Source organism: Anoxybacillus tengchongensis (genome assembly GCF_014201585.1).
GTDB lineage: Bacteria > Bacillota > Bacilli > Bacillales > Anoxybacillaceae > Anoxybacillus > Anoxybacillus tengchongensis.
Genome location: NZ_JACHES010000001.1, coordinates 383,009 through 402,593, shown reverse-complemented (window position 1 = coordinate 402,593; position 19,585 = coordinate 383,009). Strand labels below are relative to the sequence as shown.

Genomic DNA, 19,585 nt, shown 5'->3' with positions numbered 1-19,585 from the left:
CTCTTTTCTTTATCATTTATATTATTCCTTTTATATGGACACGATAACCGTTTATAACAAAAAGAGACGGTTTTTGTCCCGCCTCTTTTACACTCGCTCACCCCATATATCTTTCAACGTCCACGCTTCAACAGAAAGCACCGTCAATTTTCCACCTTCTGCAAATAGTTCAATCCCTTGGCTCGTTTCAGATGGATATACTCTCCCTGTCATCACAAGCCGACCGTTGTTAACGAATAACTCAACAGAAGAACGGTCAATAAAGACATGGAACGTGACGATGTCTTCTTGCTTATCCAATATGGCACGACGAATGCCTCCCTCCCCTTTTCCGGACCGGTTTCGGTCAAATGTGACGAGAGCGTCTTTTACGTCATAGCGGAAAACCGTTTCTTCACTTCCGTCCTCCGCACAGCGCACTTTTACACCAAACGCGTTCCCTTGAAAATCGGCTAACGAAAAACGAACGAGCAATTCTAATCGATCGCCTTTTACTGGAAGTGTGTACGTTCCGTCGTTTACTGAAATCGATTCCACCCGCACGTGCTCTTCGCGTAATAACTGCAATTCCGGCACTGGCTTCATCAATAGTTTCTCATCATCCGCTAATTCCAAAAGACGAGGAATCGTCAACGCCCCTGCCCAACCATGTGCTTGCGTCGGCATAAAAGACTCCCACATATCCATCCAGCCGAACAAAATGCGCCGTCCGTTTTCATCTTCAAACGTTTGCGCCGCGTAAAAATCAAATCCTTTATCGAGCTCTTCAAACGCTCCGTGCACGAGTTTTCCTGTTTCATCATTAAGCGTACCAACGACGTAGCCTGTTTGATGAAGGTTTTGAAAACGATCGCCGTCTGGTTCGATCCCTTGCGGGGAAAACAGCAATATATCTTTGCCGTTCAAATGAAAGACGTCTGGGCACTCCCACATATAGCCTAAGCTACCATCGCTTTCAGCCATGATATTTACATATTCCCAATGACGCAGATCTTTCGACTTATATAAAACAACTTTTCCGTTATTCCCCTCTCTTGTCCCAAGCACCATGTACCAATTATCGCCGCGTTTCCACACTTTCGGGTCGCGAATATGGCCTTGGCAATCAAACGGAGGCTCAGCTAAAACAGGGTTCGCTTCGTCCTTTTCAAAATGAATGCCGTCTTTGCTTGTCGCAATGCATTGGTATTGCTTCAACTCCGTTTGTTCCTCGTTCATCCAGACATTTCCGGTGTAAATGAGCGTGAGCACGCCATTGTCATTGACTGCACTTCCTGAAAAACAGCCGCCTTCGTCGTACCATTCGCTCGGCGCAAGCGCAACCGGTACACGTTCCCAATGTACAAGGTCTTTACTTTTCACATGCCCCCAATGCATCGGCCCCCACGTTGGACTGTCGGGATGGAACTGATAAAATACGTGGTACTCCCCATTCCATTGAATCAACCCGTTTGGATCATTCATCCAGTTTACCGGAGCCATAATATGATATGCTAGCCGGTACGTGCAGTCCATGTTTTGTTTGGCAAGCTGTACTCGTGTTTCTACTTCATGAATGTGCTTCGTATGTTTCGACATACATTTGCTCCTTTCTCTTTTGTTTATATATCAAGAAATGAAAAAATATGATGTGTAGAGAACTTTATGTTCGGAAATAAAGTGGAGACAAAATGATCGTTTTGATCGTCATATACTTCTTCTAGTTGCAAACGATCGTTTTGAAGAACATATTTTTCAATCGCCTTATGTTGATAATCAACAATCCAATATTCCTTTACCCCCGCTTTTTCATAGTAATAGCGCTTCAATAATCGGTCGTTTCTTGCGGTGCTTGGAGAGAGAACTTCGACGACAAGAGCTGGGGCGCCATAACAGCGCTTATTGCGCAATTTCTCTTTCTCACAAACAACTGAGATGTCCGGCAACACTGTTACATTTTCCTTTCCTTTTTGCTCATCTTGGAAAAGAAACACAACTTGTAAATTACTTCCAAACACAAAACAAGGGCTACCTTTTAATGCAAATGTCATTTCCCCAATTAAATTGGCTACAACTCCTTCATGTTCGTATGAAGCTGGGATCATGAGCACAGGAGTTCCTTCGTACAACTCCATTCGTCGTTCCCCGACAAGCTCAAAAAACTCAGCAAGTGTATATAGTTGTTTTTCTTCATGCTCACTCATCCATCTCACCTTCACTTGTTTTTCCGTTCCTATTCATCCATTGTTCTAAATGATGCACCGCAATGCCAGAAAAACTTTTTGTGCGAGCATAATGTTGCTGAACAATCGCTAATTGTTCATTCATATACGTTTCGCTCTCTTCAGCAAATGAAACGTGATCCCCCTCCTCAACTTGTCCTGTTTCCACACCTATGACAATTGATTTGTTGTACTTTTTCGCAAGGTTCATTTCTTTCTTTACAATGTTAATAATTGCCTTTGCTTCATCGCGATACGCCATGATCGTCACACCGTCTGTATGTGCAATCACCCATTCCGCTAGGTTACCGTTTACGTATTGTACTTCATCAAACCAAAACGGGATATCAACTTCAAAACGTAGCGATCGTTCGCTTGCGAGTTGCCGTGCACGTTGTAAAAGTGTTTGATACGAAACGATTGCTTCTTCTCGATTCGTACGCCAACGTTCATGCAAGTACGGTTCAACGTCTAAATGAACACCGCTAAACTTTTCATTTTGTTCGGCAGCGCTTTCATATTGGTCAATCCATTGGAATAAACGCTCCATTCCTTCGTTCGTTTCAATCCAATGCGGCGCTCCATCTAGTACATAAACACGGATCCCTTTTTCCGTTGCATGTCGAACAAATTGGCGATATACCTCCATTGAAACTTCTTCATCCATTTGCACGTACACATCGCTTATTTGCTTCTTTTCTAAAAATGAAAAGATGCGCTCTTCATTTTTCACGAGCAGCCACGGATTCCAAAGCCATGTGGCGCGCACGAGCTGTTTTTCTTGTGCGAACAAATACACCCCCCCTACAACAAGTACAAATAAAAATGTAATCATACTGATCACTTTTTTCATCTATATCCCTTCCCACATATCGATTATCTTTATTTTACTATGTTTTGCATAGAAAAGAGAATGACGAAACGACTTTTTTCACATGATATATAAAAAAAGTGGGGATGAAAAATGAATGCATTTTTCTTATTTTTGTCTTTATTCGTTATGGCGACAACACCTGTTCAGCGAATGAATGACGATATTGTTTGGAACGTTCCGACCGATGAAAAAATGGTCGCTATTACGTTTGATGATGGACCGGATATGTTATATACGCCTGACATTTTAACGATTTTAAAGCAGTATGACGCAAAAGCGACTTTTTTTGTCGTTGGATTTCGAGCGGAAAAATATGCTGATATTATTAAACGACAAATGGACGAAGGACATGAAATTGCCAATCATACGTATAAACATCTCGATTTTCGAGGCAAATCAAAGCAAACGATTGAAGAAGAAATAAAAAAAAGCGAAGATGTCATATATCAAATAACAGGAAAGCGACCGACATTGTTTCGTCCCCCGCTCGGCTACTACAATAAACGTATTATTGACATTGCTAAACAACGAGGATATACCGTCGTGATGTGGTCAAAACATCAAGACACGTATGACTGGCAAAACCCTGGAACAAGCCGCATCGTGCGCCGTGTCATTAGCCATATTCAACCTGGGCAAATTATTTTATTTCACGACCATGGAAGCGGCAGTCGAAAACAAACGGTTCAAGCATTAAAAGAAATTTTGCCGATTTTAAAAGAAAAAGGATATACGTTTGTCACTGTCTCGGAACTGTTAAAACACCATCCAAACTATCGCCATTTGAACTTGTAGCACCTTTCATGTAAGCATATATTTTGATTTTTCAGCCCATCCATCTCATAATAAAAGGGACAAATATTGGAAAGGGGCAAAGTGATGAAAAGTTTACAAGATGGTGCCACATTACATAATGGAGTTCGCATGCCATGGCTTGGATTAGGCGTTTATAAAGTACAAGAAGGAGACGAAGTAAACAGAGCTGTTCGCACAGCGCTTGAAGTTGGCTATCGTCACATTGATACAGCTGCATATTACGAAAACGAAAAAGGTGTCGGTCAGGCGATTCGTGAATCAGGCATTCCACGCCATCAAATTTTTGTCACAACAAAAGTATGGAATAGTGATCAAGGGTATGAGGCGACACTAAAAGCATTTGACACAAGCCTAAAAAAACTTGGCTTTGATTATATTGATTTGTACTTAGTACATTGGCCTGTCAAAGGAAAATATAAAGAAACGTACAAGGCGCTTGAAAAGTTGTATAAAGACGGTTTTGTACGTGCAATCGGGGTTAGCAACTTCCAAATCCATCATTTAGAAGATATCCTTGCTGATTGTGAGATTAAACCGATGGTCAACCAAGTCGAGTTTCATCCACGTTTAACACAAAAACCGCTTCTTTCCTTTTGTAAACAACACGACATTCAATTAGAAGCATGGTCACCACTTATGCGTGGCGGTGAATGGTTAAACGAGCCAACGCTTGTAAGCATTGCACAAAAATATAATAAAACTCCAGCCCAAGTCATTTTGCGCTGGGACTTGCAACATGAAGTCGTTACTATTCCAAAGTCTGTCACACCTCAACGAATCGCGCAAAACGCAAACATTTTTGACTTTGCATTAACGAAAGATGAGATGGATGCGATTGATGCGCTAAACGAAAACCACCGCATCGGTCCAGATCCAGATCATTTTGATTTTTAAAGGGGCAATTCATCGCCCCTTTCTTTCTTTTTTTTGATGCTTAACCATTGCGATCAAAAGAAGGAAGATAGGAATGATCATTTGAAGAGGAACATGCATATAAATTGTAACGATTCGAAGCCCTTCTTTAATATGTTCAGCAAAATTGCTTGCAATGGCAAGAGACAAAAACAAGACTGAAATGCCTAGCGGATAAACAAGACGTTGATATTGTTTAAGCGCAAATAAGTCAGCCACGCCGATAACTCCTGCGTAAAAAAAGACGCCGACTTTGAAAAATCCGCCGACAATTAATGCAATCATAAATAGTACATCTAACCGTTCTAAAAAATTTGCCACGCGAATTTCTTGAATCGTATTTAGTAGTGGAAAAGTTGAACGTGAAACAATATCTGCGCCTAATGCAGCTACATTCATCCCCATAATCATTGCTAAATTTATGCCACTTAACAATAATGCAAGAAACCCTGCCTTCCACACTTTTTCTTCCTTTCGTAAATAAGGAAAAATCATTGTAAAAACAACAAGTTCTCCAAACGGAACATATAATGTTTGCGTAAATACAACATGAAAAATGCGCGGCCATCCCTCTTCTAATATTGGTTGTAAGCGACGAACATCTATCTCTCCTGCGATAATAATCAGCACGAAACCTAACATAAGTATCCAATAAAGGGAAAAGAAAAATAATTGACTCGCTCGTGCGATCACTTCAATCCCTTTATATACAGCATACATCACAGTCAACATCATGACCGCATTTAAAATAAACAAAGGTGTTTCAGGGTACGCAAACGTTAATAACAGCTCTCCAAAATCACGCAATACACGAGCAGAAATATATAAAAAATAAAGCACATATATGAGCGCAAGTACTTTTCCAAAGAAGGGACCGACAATGCGCTGACTATACGATGTAAAAGGGAGATTCGGATAGTACGTGAAAAGGCGATAGTAGACAAATAACAATCCAACACCGAAAACCATACCGCATAAAATGGCAAGCCAAACATCTTGTTTCGCATCCACCCCAAGTGGAATAACCATCGCGCTACCATGTTCAAATAAAATGGCAAGCATAAATAGCTGTCGCGCACTTATACGCGCTCTCTCCACTTTCTCACCGCCTTTTCACTGAATATATGAACGAGTTCGCAATCCTGTTCTTCGAATAAATGATTCCACCTTTACTTGAACATCTAATTTCGGGAAATATTTATCATTCCACATTTTTTTCATCTTCTTCCATTCTTTTGGATATGTACGATGAACAACTTCTCCGAATCCGAAAATATCGCTTTTTTTCTTTTGAGCAACATGTACCGCTTTTTCAATTTCTGCTTTAATCTCTTGTTGCATCACCTTTTCGAGTGCAACGATTTGTTTCGGATCGGTAAAGTCAATCGCAACAAATGTTTCACCAATATCTCCTTCTGTTGCAACTGTAACAAATATGATAGGCTTCCCATTTCTTAATTGTGCTGTCACTTTTGTTTTTGCCCGCACTACTTTATAAGACAATGCTTCTTTTTCTTCTTTCCAATCAACTGTGACGACTGTCTGTTTAATTTTATCGAGAATCCATAATACTCCTCGCGCGTCTTCTTTTCCAATCCATCCGACAAGCTTTCCTCTTTTAAAAATGGCTAATTCACTAGCTCGAAGACGTGCAGTAGGCTCCATCGTACGAACATTTTCTTGATCGTCGCTATGCTTTCGATTTCCGTCTACATGAAAGCTGCTCATGATGACTTCCTTTCCAGCAAGCGAAAAACTTTCAATTACTTCTCGTAAACGAGTGCCAACATTTTCTCCCCACATCATTTCTGTTAATTCTAACGTTTTAATCATTTGATTTGCTGGGATTTTATCGACTGGCGTGAGCACAGATAACAATTGCTTTGCTGTTTGCTTACGAGCAATCACAATATTTGCTGTTGGGCGAAATTGCGGATTACGCTCAACAACATCAAAAATTTGCTGAATTCCTTCCTTCGCAAGTTCTTCCCCAACCACAACAAGATTCGTATGAGCGTAGTATGGAATGCGGGATATTTGCTTCGACGCTTTCCGACTCGCCTCCACTAACGTATCGCCTGTTGAGGTATATAAAGCTACAGGAAGCCCCGTACTTCCCCCTCCTCTTTGCGTCGCCCCTGCTACGTTCCCAGGATTGACGACTTGAAACGTCGATATATACTTTCCATCCTTTTTATCTATACCAACTGCAATAATTAATGCTAAATCCCTTAACTCCTTTTTACTCCAACATCCGAAAAGTAGCATACATATGAACAACATAAAAATAAGAAAAGGATATCGTTTAATTTTCATCCCCTTCTCTCCTCATTTCCTGATTAGGCTTCGGACGTTGTTCGTCCCCTTGACGAACGATATTTGTTTCTTCTGCAATCCCATGTGGTCGATCAGTTAATGCCCATAAAGGAAAACGTACGAACGTATCACGTAAATTCGTTGGAATAAGCGGAGCGAGCGGCGTCATATACGGTACACCAAACGAACGAAGACTACATAAATGAATAGTCATCCAAATTAATCCAATTAAAATACCGTAAAAACCAAATAACGCAGCTAACACCATTAACAAAAAACGAATGAGACGCGCGGAAACTGCAATAGCAAATGATGGTGTAGCAAAACTAGCGATTGCTGTAATAGATACAACAATAACCATGACTGAAGAAACAAATCCCGCTTCGACCGCTGCTTGTCCAATGACTAGTGCGCCAACAATCGATACAGCTTGCCCAACAGTTCGAGGCAACCGCACTCCAGCCTCGCGTAAAATTTCAAACGTTACTTCCATAATAACGGCCTCTACAAACGCAGGGAACGGAACAGATTCACGTTGTGCAGCAATCGCAATAACGAGAGAAGTCGGAATCATTTCTTGATGAAATGTCGTCGCTGCAATATACAGAGACGGTGCAACAAGCGAGATGAAAAATACGAGTATGCGTAAAAAACGAAGTGCTGTTGCAATATCAAAACGTGCATAATAATCTTCAACCGCTTGAAAAAATTGAATAAACACCGCTGGCGCAATAAGAACAAAAGGCGTACCTTCTACAAAAATAGCAACACGTCCTTCTAATAAATTGGCTGCAACACTATCCGGACGTTCTGTATGATAAATGGTTGGAAACGTCGTAAACGTTTCATCTTCAATGAATTGTTCAATATAACCGGATTCTAGTACACCGTCCATACAGATGCGTTGCAGTCTGCTACGTACTTCTTCGACAATGTTGTCATCCGCAATTCCTTTCATATACATTATACGTACGTTTGTGTGTGTCACCTCACCAACTGTAATGGCTTCTACCCATACATGTGGATGTTGAATACGTCGTCGCACCATGGCTACATTTGTTGTTAGTGATTCTGTAAACCCTTCGCGTGGTCCACGGATAGATAATTGTGTGCTCGGTTCTGTAATAGCACGGTACTCTCCACCTTTTACCGCTATACTAATTGCCTCTTGCATACCGTGAATAAATAAAATGCTTTCCCCAGACATGAGCAAGGAAAATACGTCATTCCATTGTTTCACACGTCTCGTTGTATTGGCTGTAGCGATCTTTTTCTCAATATATTCTAATTGATCACAACACATTGAAGGAAAAGACAGTTGTACACTGGCTTCAATGAACAATTGCTGAACCATATTTTCATCAACCATTCCACTAACAAAACAGAGAGCTGACGAAAGATTGTCTTCTTTCCCAAGCCAAAAACGGCGAATGACAATATCTGCACTATTCCCCGTTATATTACGTATCTTTTCTATATTTGCGTGTAAATCTCGCTCAATCGTCCCATATATTCCTTCTTGCGCTACTTTATCACATGGATATGCTTGCTTTTTGTTCTGATTTCTCAACCGTAACCACATTCGCCTCTCTCCATTCACTATCGCTTATGGTTAGAATAAGCAATAAATACATATGTTATGCGAAAAGGAATAAAACACGTCAAAAAGTTGCACGCTAGTCCAAAAAAGATATTTATGGAGATGAACAAATGAAGCTTGTCATCATTTCTGTTCTTATCCCTATGTTGTTAGGCGGCCTAGCCATCAGTATGAATGTATTGTTAGGGATGAGCATATACCAAGCGTTTATTGATATTTTTAATCCATTTAAAGTGATGGAGCCCATCGAACTAGGCGTGTTGTTTTTTCTGATCGTCCTATGGATACTTGATACATCCCTCCATCTGTTTCGAAAAAAAGGTCAAAACAAAAAAACCGAACAGCGCTCGCGTTAAGCGAACACCGTTCGGGTTTTTTGTTTTCTCATGCCTAAAGGAACATATACGCAAAACGGCTCACTTTCCATATAATCGCCTGTGACTGCATATGCACGAGCACGTGATCCGCCACAAACGTAGCGAAATTCACAAATGCCACATTTTCCTTTATATAAATCTGGTTGGCGTAATTGTTTCATCACTTCCGATTCACGATAAATGCGCGCTAAAGGTTGTTCACGTACGTTTCCGCATACGATCGGAAGTAAGCCACTTGGCATGACATCTCCTGTGTGGGAAACGAAAACGAAGCCGTTACCATCATTCACGCCTTTTGGCGCTCGTTTTAATCCGTCAATGATTGAAGCACGGTCAGTCGTCATCGCATGTTCATAACGAATATCCCCTGCTTCAATTTGTTTTTCTCGCATTTTTTGTTGAATGACAACACGACGATAATGTTGCGCTGCTGTCGTTTTAATATCATATGGTGCTGTTTTACTTAGTTCATATAACCAACGAAACACTTCTTCATGTTCAGCTGGAGTAATGCAATCATTCATTTGCCCACGACCTGTTGGAACGAGTAAAAAAATGTACCACATCACTGCCTTTAACTCTGCAACTAATTTTGCCATTTGTTCTAAATGATCGTAGTTATAGCGCGAAATGACGGTATTAATTTGTAATGGCATATGTAGTTCATTTAAATAGCGAATGTTTTCAATCGTTAAATCAAATGATCCTAGTGTACCGCGAAATTGATCATGAATGTCGGCCGTCGGCCCATCTAAACTAAATGCCCAGCGCGACAATCCAATCTCTTTTGCTTTTTTCATTTTTTCTTTCGTCACATTTGGCGTTGCACTCGGTGTAATCGAAACACGCATCCCTTTTTTCATCGCGTACTCGGCGAGATCAAACAAATCTTCACGCATCATACAATCTCCGCCCGTAAATACGAGCATCGGATTGTTCATTTCATATATCTCATCAATCAATCGAAGACCTTCTTCATGTGTCAGCTCACGCGGATCAGGGAGAGGCTGGGCGTCCGCACGACAATGTACACATTTTAACTGACACGCTCTCGTCACTTCCCAAATGACGATAAATGGATTTTCATTATAATCTACCGCATGCGCATGTTTATGCATATTCCATCACCAGCTTTTTATGTTATTTTTCACATTCATTATAGGCTTATTTTTTGGCGATACACTCGCATGTTTTTGACGATTTTTTAAACATCGTTATGCTAAAATGGAACAAGGAAAATAAAGGAGTTGAAAAAAATGAAATCAGAAAAAGAAAAAATGGTAAGTGGTCAATTGTATCGGGCTACCGATCCAGAGTTAGTGAAAGAACGCGAGCATGCCCGCAAATTAACAAGGCTATTGAATGAAACGTTAGAAACCGAACATGAGCGGCGCGTTGCTTTGTTGAAAGAACTGTTTGGCTCAACAGGAGAACACGTATATATTGAGCCACCTTTCTATTGCGATTACGGATATAACATTCATGTCGGGGAAAACTTCTTTGCAAATTTCAATTGCGTTTTTTTAGATGTATGTGAAATTCGCATCGGAAACAATTGCCTTATTGGTCCCGGCGTTCATATTTATACTGCTACTCACCCCATTGATCCAACGGAAAGAGCATCAGGATTAGAATACGGAAAGCCAGTCATCATCGGTGATCATGTATGGATCGGTGGCCGGGCCATTATTAATCCAGGAGTAAACATCGGGAATAACGTTGTCATCGCGTCTGGTGCTGTTGTCACAAAAGACGTTCCTAATAACGTTGTCGTCGCGGGCAACCCAGCAAAAATAATCAAACAGTTAAACGTATAAAAGGCTCCCACGAAAGGAGCCTTGCACTTACGCAAAATAAACGATATAAATAACCACTGCGAGCACGATGCGATAGATCGCAAACGGAACGAGACGAACGCGGTTAATTAAATGCAAGAAAAAGCGAATAGCTAGCAAGGCGAAAATAAACGCACTAATAAAACCAACAACAAAAAATGGCAAAGCATCAATCGTGATGTACTCCCAGTTTTTCAATAACGAAATGCCACTCGCCCCTGCCATAATCGGCACAGCCATAATAAATGTAAAATCAGCAGCAGCACGGTGACTCATGCCTACAAGTACGCCACCTGAAATGGTTGAGCCTGAACGCGAAAACCCGGGCCAAAGAGATAAACATTGAACAAGGCCGACAATAAACGCTTGCTTATACGTAATATCATCTACCGTTTGCGCGACTGTTCGTTTTCCGAAACGATCTGCTGCGATCATTAACAACGCCCCGAGCACAAGTCCAATGAGCACCGTTTCCGTTGAAAACAAATGTTCATCAATATAGTCTTCGAATAAAACTCCCAACACCCCAGCAGGCACAAGTCCAATAAAAATGTGCATGAGCGTTAAATGCGGTCCTGTTTTTCTGTCACGTTTACGCAAATAAAGCAACTCAAAAAACTTATCTTTAAACACAACAACGGCAGCTAAGACGGAACCGAGCTGAATGACAACTTTAAACGTATTCGCCCCATATTTCCCCAAAAACTCACTTGACTTTAGCCACATATCGTCAACAATAATCATATGCCCCGTCGATGAAACAGGCGCAAACTCTGTCACCCCTTCGACTAGCCCTAAAATGATCGCTTTCATTAATTCAATAATATGCATGCATGTCCATCCTTTCTTAATTGGTGAAATATGTATAATTCCTTTTCATGACCTACTTCATTGTACTACAAACGCTCTATTTCTACTACACGTACATAAAAAATATCAAAACCATTCGCAAAATGATTATATAACAGATATTGATTTTTTAAATCTGTTATATTACAATGTAATTAACAAAAGAAACGTGTGAAAGGAGTTTTTGTTTATGGATATGTACACAAAAGCTTATCAACGATACGTTGAAAAATGCCATGAGTTTGGCATCGAAGCGATCGATTTGATCGAATTTATTCGCAACTTAACAACAGAACAAGTCAAGCATATGATCCAAAATTAAAGATTGGAGTGAAACGATGAACGAAAAAACAGATGTAGACGTATAAATCCCCCATTTTATTCTGCGAACAGAATGAAATGGGGGATTTTTATAATTTTTAAATAAAAATATTTTTTATACTTTACTATTAAATATTAATTTAGTATAATTCTAATGTACTAATCATTATCACTATCGTTGAGTAAGCAACTAGACTTTATTGATTTATATGCACGAAAGGAGAATAAAAGAATGGAAAACAAATGCCCGTTCCATGGGAGCGTGACAAGTCACGCTTCAAACAAAACAACAAACAAAGACTGGTGGCCAAATCAATTAAACTTAAACATTCTTCATCAGCACGACAGAAAAACGAATCCTCATGACGAAACGTTTGACTATGCTGAACAATTTCAAACACTTGACTATTGGGCGTTGAAAGAAGATTTGCGCAAGCTCATGACGACAAGCCAAGATTGGTGGCCTGCTGACTACGGACATTACGGACCGTTGTTTATTCGCATGGCTTGGCATTCTGCGGGAACGTACCGCATCGGGGACGGACGAGGCGGTGCCTCAACAGGTACACAACGTTTCGCTCCGTTAAACAGTTGGCCAGACAACGCGAATTTAGATAAAGCACGTCGCCTATTGTGGCCAATTAAAAAGAAATACGGCAATAAAATTTCTTGGGCGGACTTGATCGTGTTAGCCGGCAACGTAGCAATCGAGTCCATGGGGGGAAAAACGATCGGTTTTGGTGCTGGCCGTGAAGATGTATGGCATCCAGAAGAAGATATTTATTGGGGAGCTGAAAAAGAATGGCTCGCCTCGGAACGATATACAGGCGACCGCGAACTAGAAAATCCGCTCGCTGCTGTTCAAATGGGGCTCATTTATGTCAATCCAGAAGGTCCTGACGGCAAACCAGATCCACTTGCGGCGGCGCGTGACATTCGTGAAACGTTTCGACGGATGGGTATGAACGACGAAGAAACAGTCGCGCTCATCGCAGGCGGTCATACGTTTGGCAAGGCGCACGGGGCTGGGGATGCTTCGCATGTCGGTCCAGATCCAGAAGCTGCTCCAATTGAAGCGCAAGGGTTAGGTTGGATGAGCTCGTACGGAAAAGGAAAAGGTCGCGATACGATTACAAGCGGTCTTGAAGGTGCTTGGACACCGACACCTACAAAGTGGGATAATAGCTATTTCGAGTTGCTATTTGAATATGAATGGAAACTCACGAAAAGCCCAGCTGGCGCGTATCAATGGGAAGCAATTGATTTAAAAGAAGAACATTTCGCACCTGATGTAGAAGATGAAAATGTGAAAGTACCGCCGATGATGTTGACAACTGATTTAGCGTTGCGTTTTGATCCAGCATACGAAAAAATTGCTCGCCGTTTCTATGAACATCCTGAAGAGTTCGCGGATGCGTTTGCTCGCGCTTGGTTTAAACTTATTCATCGCGACATGGGACCAAAAGCGAGATACCTTGGTCCTGAAGTGCCAAAAGAAGATTTCATTTGGCAAGACCCGATTCCAGAAGGAGATGTGGAATTAACGGAGGCAGAAATCGAAGACATTAAAACACGCATTTTACAATCAGGACTCACAGTAAGCGAGCTTGTGAAAACCGCTTGGGCGTCCGCTAGCACATTCCGCAACTCTGATAAACGCGGTGGCGCAAACGGGGCGCGCATTCGACTCGCTCCACAAAAAGATTGGGAAGTGAACGAACCGGAACGACTCGCAAAAGTTCTCTCTGTTTATGAAGACATTCAGCGCGAGTTACCTAAAAAAGTAAGCATCGCTGACTTAATCGTGCTTGGCGGCAGCGCGGCGGTCGAGAAAGCAGCGCGCGATGCTGGGTTTGACGTTCGCGTACCGTTTATGCCTGGACGAGGCGATGCAACAGAAGAACAAACGGATGTCGAAAGCTTTGCCGTATTAGAACCGTTTGCCGACGGATTCCGCAACTATCAAAAGAAAGCATACAGCGTCACACCAGAGGAGCTTCTTGTCGACAAAGCTCAATTGCTCGGCTTAACCGCTCCAGAAATGACTGTATTAGTTGGCGGCTTGCGCGTCTTAGGGGCAACGTACCGCGATTTGCCTCACGGAGTATTTACTGACCGCATCGGTGTGCTAACGAATGATTTCTTTGTTAACCTCGTGGATATGAACTATGAATGGGTACCGAAAGAAGATGGCTTGTATGACATTCGCGACCGGAAAACAAAGGCAGTCCGCTGGACAGCAACGCGTGTCGACTTAGTGTTCGGATCGAACTCGATTCTTCGCTCCTACGCCGAACTTTACGCCCAAGACGACAACAAAGAAAAATTTGTCCACGACTTTATTCAAGCTTGGGTAAAAGTGATGAACGCTGACCGCTTCGACCTGCGGAAAAAAACAAAAACATCGGTCACGATTTAAATGAAAAAAGCAGGCGGACGATGTTGTCCCCTGCTTTTTATTTCTCATAAATAACAACTCCATCACGCGCAATTTGCCGTACGATTTCGTTATTCAACGAGCCAGCAAACAACACATCGAATGAATCAATAGAGCCCATCGGATCACTTAATCAATCCCTAACAAGAAAGATAAAAGACTAAACACAATAAGCGAAAATGCGTTGTTTATGTACATGTGTCTGTATCACACCCTTGCTTCCTAATTTATATCGACTATGTTAATTAGAAAAACGTTCGGCGGTTTGGATGATTTTGTTGGTTTTCTAACGAACGAACAAGCACATACCGTTGAAGTCCACGCGAAGTAGAAATGGCTAGTTTTCCATATCGCTCAGCTTCTTTTTGATCGCCATTTCGAAACTCCCTTTCTGCTTCTAATACATAACAAAACGTGTGTTTTTTTACTTTCTGTTTCAAATTCTCGAACCGATCTTCCTGTCCGCGCAACAGGGCAATCAATGCTTGATTATAATAACGGGCTTTCTCGTTTTGAATGTCGTTCGCCACATGTTCTGCTTCCTCTAATTCTCCCTGCTCTATGTATATATGGACAAGGGCTAGCTTTTTGGCTTCTGCATAACCTTTCTCTAGTTGTTCGGCATATTGCTCAGCTCGTTCAAACTGCTTATGTACTAATGCTTTCGTTAATGCATAATATGGATGTTTGATTCTTTTTTTTACATAACCTTCAACTAAATTTACGTTTTTTGTCCAAAAAAGAATATACATATGATAACAACCAATCCCTATAACAATCAAACTAATTATGCCAATTCCGATCGGCTTAGGAAACTGGACATTCAATACGTTTAGAAAAACTCCAATACTTGCACCGACAAGCGCCCAAAAAAGTAAATTTTTCATCCTCATACACATCTTTCCCTTCTTGTTGAAACATACTTTCGCCTTTTCCATTTTACTATAAATTCTCATAGATAGGACATACAGCCATTAAATTTATTTATCAAACTTTTTTACACCACCAAAAAAGGACGCCTAAGCGACGTCCTTTTCATAACGCAAAATCGATCATTTCATCTGCTTCGATTTCACTTTTGACACCCTCTCCCTCTAGAAATGTTCCACTTTGACAACTTTTCGATCAACACGACGTAAATCATTTCGACCAACATAAGATAAATCGTTTCGATCAACACGACGCACATCCCGTAACATTCTTGAAAAGTCTCGCCATTGATGAAGAACTGCTTGAACGAGCCGTACCGTTCCGTAACAAGCATCTATATCTAATGTTTCATCGTCTGTATGTTCGCACTCGTATCCGACGGACAAGTTCACGCTTTGGATGCCATGTTGTGCCCAAATTCTCGTATCACTACTTCCACCAGCTGTGCATTTCCAGCCAGTTAACCCGGCATCGTAAGCTACTTGTTCGAAAAACTGTCCGTATCGAATATCGCAAAATGGCTGGGTCGTGCCGCATGACGTGACGATATCGCCCGTTCCCCGCCGATCGACGACAATTGCTGCATCAACGCCCCATAAAAAATATTCACTAAGCTTGCTTGCACCAACAAGCCCGCACTCCTCTTCAACCGTAAAAACAAATTTAACCGTTCCGTTAAACGAAGACGCTTCAAGCCATTTCGCTATTTCAAGCAACACTGCCACCCCAGCGCGATCATCCGCTCCTAAAATGCCTTCACTGCTCGACCAAATCGCGCCTTGTTTGACAATCGTTCTTCCTGGCGCGAACGATTCTACCGTATCTAAATGCGCATTCAACAAAATCGTTGGTCCATTCCCTGATTTATATGTTTTTTGCGCAAGCAAGTTTCCGTATCGATCGATTGTAATGTGATCGACATATGGTTCAAGTTTCTCATATACGACTGAGCGAATATGATGTTCATTTCCGCTTTCTCCTGAAACGCTAAGCAATTCTTCAAGCTCATAGAGAAATAGCATTTTGCGGATATAGGCTTCCCCTTGTTCTAACCACTCGACTTGTACGTTTCTCATTTGCTCAGCGAGGTCAAGAAGTCGTTCTCTTTTTGTTAAAAACACGACTTCAGGAAAACGAGAAGGTCTGAAGTGCACATGGACCTGCAATGCATGGAACAACTGCATCACTTTTTCCAGAGCGAACAGTGACAGGCACTGTTCGCTAAGCAAATATCTTTCTCGGTTAATAAAAGAACCTTTACTCCCGATAAAAGAAACCCCTTTAATTTTCTTTTTAAATCATCTTTTATCTGTGATGAAGGTAAAACCCCCAAATACGAATATGTAGGTATCTGTTCTTATAGGTGTCTGTTCTGTGCTTCTCATTAGAAATACCCCCTTTACAGTTTTAATTTCCTCAAAATATACAGCAAGTATAAAAGTTGTAAAAACAAACTTCGTATATTGCTTTTTATTATACGAATTTTTGTATGTCTATATTATACAGTAGAATAATTCCTTTGCATCGATTAAACACAATGAACAAATAATCTAGCATAAATCAAATATTTTTTATTGTGAAAAATGGGTTATATCAGGAGGAAAAATCAAGAATATTTATATCAATCATCCGACAACATATCCACCATACTGCTTCATACTCGATTAAAATCTGTAGTCATAAGTTTTCTATAAGCAAACAACATTTGTTTTCTAATCGCAAACTCATGACTGTTTTGAAAGCTTTGGATGGTAATATAAAAACAATGTTCCAATGGAGTGGAGGGATGAAGGTGGTTGAATATCTAGGAACACGTATTCAAAATGCACGCGAACGAAAAGGATTAAGTGCAAGTGAAGCCGCAAAATTGGTTGGCGTTTCGAAGAGCACTTGGTCATTATATGAAAGTGATAAACGCACACCTTCTGTGGACACTTTAAAAATCATTGCTGAAAAACTGGATGTTTCAATGGACTATCTTGTAGGGCTGAAGAGAGAAATGAAATGAGGAGGATGACCAATGTTATACAACAAACAACCGTTAAGTAACCAAACTGCTTACAAACAAATGTTAAGATTAACAGGTGCATTATCCAATTTATTTTCAGAAAGTGATTCACCTTATTTGGTTTCTCGCAGTGTAGAAAATGCATTTTGTGAAGCCTTCGGTGCAGAAAATCTAGGACGTGCTGACTGTTCAGCGGATGCTTCATTACATGGAGTGGGAGTAGGCATTAAAACTTTCCTTCACGGTAACGGTCGGACACTTCAAAAAATTGCAGAATTTAATAGAGACTCAGATTTATATCGAAACAAATCATACAAAGAACTTGTTTATATAATTGCTAAACTTCGTAACGAAAGGATCGAGTTCACTAAACGAGCTTATAATCTTCATACAATGATTTACCATTGTGTAACAAGGTTACCAGGAAAAATACTTATTTATGAAATGCCTATGGATCTGATAGACGTTTCAAATATTAAAAATATAGAAGTCAGCAATAATAAAAACACAATTACATTTGAAGACGGGCGAAATGAGTACAGCTTTAATATCACTAAAAGTACTTTGTATAAGCGCTTCTATACCAATATTCCATTAGCTGAAATTAATGTCGAAATTCTTCCTAATCCTTATACGATGCTCGCAAGATTGTTTAATCTCACCCTAGAGCCTATAGTGAGAGAGGAAACTGTGCCTCATAATACTTTGAAATCTACGGAATATATCTTGCTACCACTTTTTTCAGACCGCGGGGCCAAAAGACATGTTCCAGAAAAAAGTGGGCTCAATCAATGGAATGCAGCTGGGAGACCGAGAAATCCGAATGAAATTTATATACCTATACCTTCTTGGATTCATAAAGTCTTCCCGACTTTTTTTCCACCACGTGACCAAAGTTTTCAGTTACAACTCCCAGACAAATCTCTTCTGTCAGCCAAGGTTTGTCAAGAAAACAGCAAGGCACTCATGTCTAATCCTAATAGCGCTCTCGGTGAATGGCTCCTCAGAAAAGTAATGAAATTGAAAGAAGGCGAGCTCCTTACTTATGATAAACTAAAAATATTAGGCATTGATTCTGTGATAGTGTACAAACACAGCGAAAAACACTTTTCAATTGATTTTTGTAGCATAGGATCATATGATGAGTTTCAGAACGAATTCCAAAAAATAAAAACTAATGTGTGAGTTGAATTTTGTTTTCCTAAACAAAATTACTTTGTCCGTAAAAGAGGAAACTAGTATATTTATATCTGGCAAACAAGAGACTCCTTTGAATGTGTGGAGTCTCTCTGAGTTTACCATTTTTCAATTTTTAAATTTTTAAATTCACATTAAGTATTACTCTTCAAGTAACTAACTAAATCCTTTATATCCATCATATCCCCTGCCTGAATATAATAATTGTCTGCATCCATTACAGTTCTTGATGAGTTCAACATCGCCCCCTTAGGAATATCAAAGTTTTCTGCAATCAACTTGACAAGTACCTCTCTATCTATGAATCCAGGTATATCATAGTTAAAACGTTGTGCAAAAATGGTTCTTTTTAAGACGTTTTTCTCAACCTTATTTGAATAATATAGTTTATTTTTCTTCATGAGCGATGTGATAGAAGGGGATATCCTTACTAGGATAAAAGCATCGTAAATCCCGTTCCCATTGCTTAGATTAGGGATGTATTGTCCCTTTGAATCCCAATCTGCCTTTTCTAGTAGCAACAATTGTCCATATTTTTTCGTCGATTTTACAGCAATTTTGAGCCCATTTATTTCAAAATCACTCGTGTCCCATATTCCCAATTGATATGTCTTTAAGTCAGGATAATTCAACAAAATACCGCTACTCTTAAAATAATCATATACTCCAAATTCACCCAGTTTTCCTTGAAAAGCATCCGTAAAGATTTCTCCATTTTTTCTTCTGTATGTTCCCCCACTACGATGATCTCTGTGTGCACCTTTACTATCAAAACTCATATCATACGCAAAATTAAATACATTTTCCAATGTTAACGAATCAAAGCCACCCATACTTTCAAATTTCTTAGGATTTGTTAAACAGTAAATATTATTTTTTATTCTTAGCTTTTTCATAAAATAAACCTCCCCA

The 19,585-nt window shown here is 40.4% G+C and carries 19 protein-coding genes; 8 read left to right on the top strand and 11 right to left on the bottom strand.

All coding sequences use genetic code 11. The features are described 5' to 3' along the window. Positions 1-87 precede the first annotated feature (87 nt). From HNQ82_RS02225 to HNQ82_RS02215, 3 genes are read right to left on the bottom strand one after another with little or no spacing between them, the layout of a single operon-like run. On the bottom strand, positions 88-1,578 hold the full coding sequence (locus HNQ82_RS02225; protein WP_183246776.1) for a glycoside hydrolase family 32 protein: 1,491 nt from the start codon (positions 1,576-1,578) through the stop codon (positions 88-90). Between the two features lie 23 nt (positions 1,579-1,601). Beyond that, on the bottom strand, positions 1,602-2,183 hold the full coding sequence (locus tag HNQ82_RS02220) for a Uma2 family endonuclease (RefSeq protein WP_183246774.1): 582 nt from the start codon (positions 2,181-2,183) through the stop codon (positions 1,602-1,604). Then, positions 2,176-3,054 (bottom strand): amidase, encoded by an 879-nt coding sequence (locus HNQ82_RS02215; protein WP_183246772.1) that lies wholly within the window; start codon positions 3,052-3,054, stop codon positions 2,176-2,178. The genes HNQ82_RS02220 and HNQ82_RS02215 overlap by 8 nt, the downstream gene beginning before the upstream one ends. A 111-nt stretch (positions 3,055-3,165) precedes the next feature. On the opposite strand from HNQ82_RS02215, the gene HNQ82_RS02210 reads away from it, so the two are divergent. Then, positions 3,166-3,870, top strand: coding sequence for a polysaccharide deacetylase family protein (locus HNQ82_RS02210; RefSeq protein WP_183246771.1), 705 nt, complete (start codon positions 3,166-3,168; stop codon positions 3,868-3,870). 84 nt (positions 3,871-3,954) lie between these two features. After that, a complete protein-coding gene (locus HNQ82_RS02205) occupies positions 3,955-4,785 on the top strand; it encodes an aldo/keto reductase (RefSeq protein WP_183246769.1) in 831 nt (276 codons plus the stop codon). Positions 4,786-4,794: 9 nt separating this feature from the next. On the opposite strand, the gene HNQ82_RS02200 is transcribed toward HNQ82_RS02205, so the two are convergent. Genes HNQ82_RS02200 through HNQ82_RS02190 form a run of 3 tightly spaced genes read right to left on the bottom strand, consistent with a single transcriptional unit; the run spans position 4,795 to position 8,701 of the window. Continuing rightward, complete coding sequence (locus HNQ82_RS02200) at positions 4,795-5,901, bottom strand: GerAB/ArcD/ProY family transporter (RefSeq protein ID WP_183246767.1); 1,107 nt, start codon at positions 5,899-5,901, stop codon at positions 4,795-4,797. Between the two features lie 15 nt (positions 5,902-5,916). Next, positions 5,917-7,113 carry a Ger(x)C family spore germination protein gene (locus tag HNQ82_RS02195; RefSeq protein WP_425486232.1) on the bottom strand — a complete coding sequence of 399 codons (1,197 nt, stop codon included), beginning with the start codon at positions 7,111-7,113 and terminating at the stop codon, positions 5,917-5,919. Beyond that, positions 7,109-8,701 (bottom strand): spore germination protein, encoded by a 1,593-nt coding sequence (locus HNQ82_RS02190; protein WP_183246765.1) that lies wholly within the window; start codon positions 8,699-8,701, stop codon positions 7,109-7,111. Before HNQ82_RS02190 ends, HNQ82_RS02195 begins: the two co-directional genes overlap by 5 nt. A 128-nt stretch (positions 8,702-8,829) precedes the next feature. On the opposite strand from HNQ82_RS02190, the gene HNQ82_RS02185 reads away from it, so the two are divergent. Further along, the gene (locus HNQ82_RS02185; protein WP_183246763.1) at positions 8,830-9,075 is read left to right on the top strand and encodes a YczF family membrane protein; all 246 of its coding nucleotides are present in this window, start codon (positions 8,830-8,832) and stop codon (positions 9,073-9,075) included. On the opposite strand, the gene HNQ82_RS02180 is transcribed toward HNQ82_RS02185, so the two are convergent. Then, positions 9,072-10,214 (bottom strand): TIGR04053 family radical SAM/SPASM domain-containing protein, encoded by a 1,143-nt coding sequence (locus tag HNQ82_RS02180; protein WP_183246761.1) that lies wholly within the window; start codon positions 10,212-10,214, stop codon positions 9,072-9,074. The genes HNQ82_RS02185 and HNQ82_RS02180 overlap by 4 nt on opposite strands. Before the next feature lie 138 nt (positions 10,215-10,352). Here HNQ82_RS02180 and HNQ82_RS02175 point away from each other — a divergent pair, with 138 nt between their 5' ends. After that, positions 10,353-10,913: a sugar O-acetyltransferase gene (locus HNQ82_RS02175; RefSeq protein WP_183246759.1), complete on the top strand. Its 561-nt coding sequence runs from the start codon at positions 10,353-10,355 to the stop codon at positions 10,911-10,913. A 27-nt stretch (positions 10,914-10,940) separates the two neighbouring features. On the opposite strand, the gene HNQ82_RS02170 is transcribed toward HNQ82_RS02175, so the two are convergent. Next, complete coding sequence (locus tag HNQ82_RS02170) at positions 10,941-11,762, bottom strand: undecaprenyl-diphosphate phosphatase (RefSeq protein ID WP_183246757.1); 822 nt, start codon at positions 11,760-11,762, stop codon at positions 10,941-10,943. Positions 11,763-11,970: 208 nt separating this feature from the next. Here HNQ82_RS02170 and HNQ82_RS14645 point away from each other — a divergent pair, with 208 nt between their 5' ends. Both HNQ82_RS14645 and katG read left to right on the top strand, forming a co-directional pair. Further along, positions 11,971-12,102, top strand: a complete 132-nt coding sequence (locus HNQ82_RS14645; RefSeq protein ID WP_281380792.1) for a hypothetical protein — start codon at positions 11,971-11,973, stop codon at positions 12,100-12,102. 231 nt (positions 12,103-12,333) lie between these two features. Beyond that, entirely contained in the window at positions 12,334-14,520 is a 2,187-nt protein-coding gene (gene katG, locus HNQ82_RS02165) for a catalase/peroxidase HPI (protein WP_183246755.1), read from the top strand. A 263-nt stretch (positions 14,521-14,783) separates the two neighbouring features. Here katG and HNQ82_RS02160 read toward each other — a convergent pair whose 3' ends face one another. Together HNQ82_RS02160 and HNQ82_RS02155 are read right to left on the bottom strand one after the other, a co-directional pair. Further along, the gene (locus HNQ82_RS02160; protein WP_246348813.1) at positions 14,784-15,425 is read right to left on the bottom strand and encodes a tetratricopeptide repeat protein; all 642 of its coding nucleotides are present in this window, start codon (positions 15,423-15,425) and stop codon (positions 14,784-14,786) included. Between the two features lie 207 nt (positions 15,426-15,632). Continuing rightward, the gene (locus HNQ82_RS02155; protein WP_246348811.1) at positions 15,633-16,652 is read right to left on the bottom strand and encodes a M20/M25/M40 family metallo-hydrolase; all 1,020 of its coding nucleotides are present in this window, start codon (positions 16,650-16,652) and stop codon (positions 15,633-15,635) included. A 608-nt stretch (positions 16,653-17,260) separates the two neighbouring features. Here HNQ82_RS02155 and HNQ82_RS02150 point away from each other — a divergent pair. Continuing rightward, positions 17,261-17,476, top strand: coding sequence for a helix-turn-helix domain-containing protein (locus HNQ82_RS02150; RefSeq protein WP_088223723.1), 216 nt, complete (start codon positions 17,261-17,263; stop codon positions 17,474-17,476). A gap of 12 nt (positions 17,477-17,488) precedes the next feature. Further along, positions 17,489-18,661 carry a phospholipase D-like domain-containing protein gene (locus tag HNQ82_RS02145; protein ID WP_183246750.1) on the top strand — a complete coding sequence of 391 codons (1,173 nt, stop codon included), beginning with the start codon at positions 17,489-17,491 and terminating at the stop codon, positions 18,659-18,661. 146 nt (positions 18,662-18,807) lie between these two features. Here the strand turns inward: HNQ82_RS02145 and HNQ82_RS02140 are convergent, their stop codons facing one another. Continuing rightward, on the bottom strand, positions 18,808-19,569 hold the full coding sequence (locus tag HNQ82_RS02140; protein WP_183246748.1) for a hypothetical protein: 762 nt from the start codon (positions 19,567-19,569) through the stop codon (positions 18,808-18,810). Between the last annotated feature and the right edge of the window lie 16 nt (positions 19,570-19,585).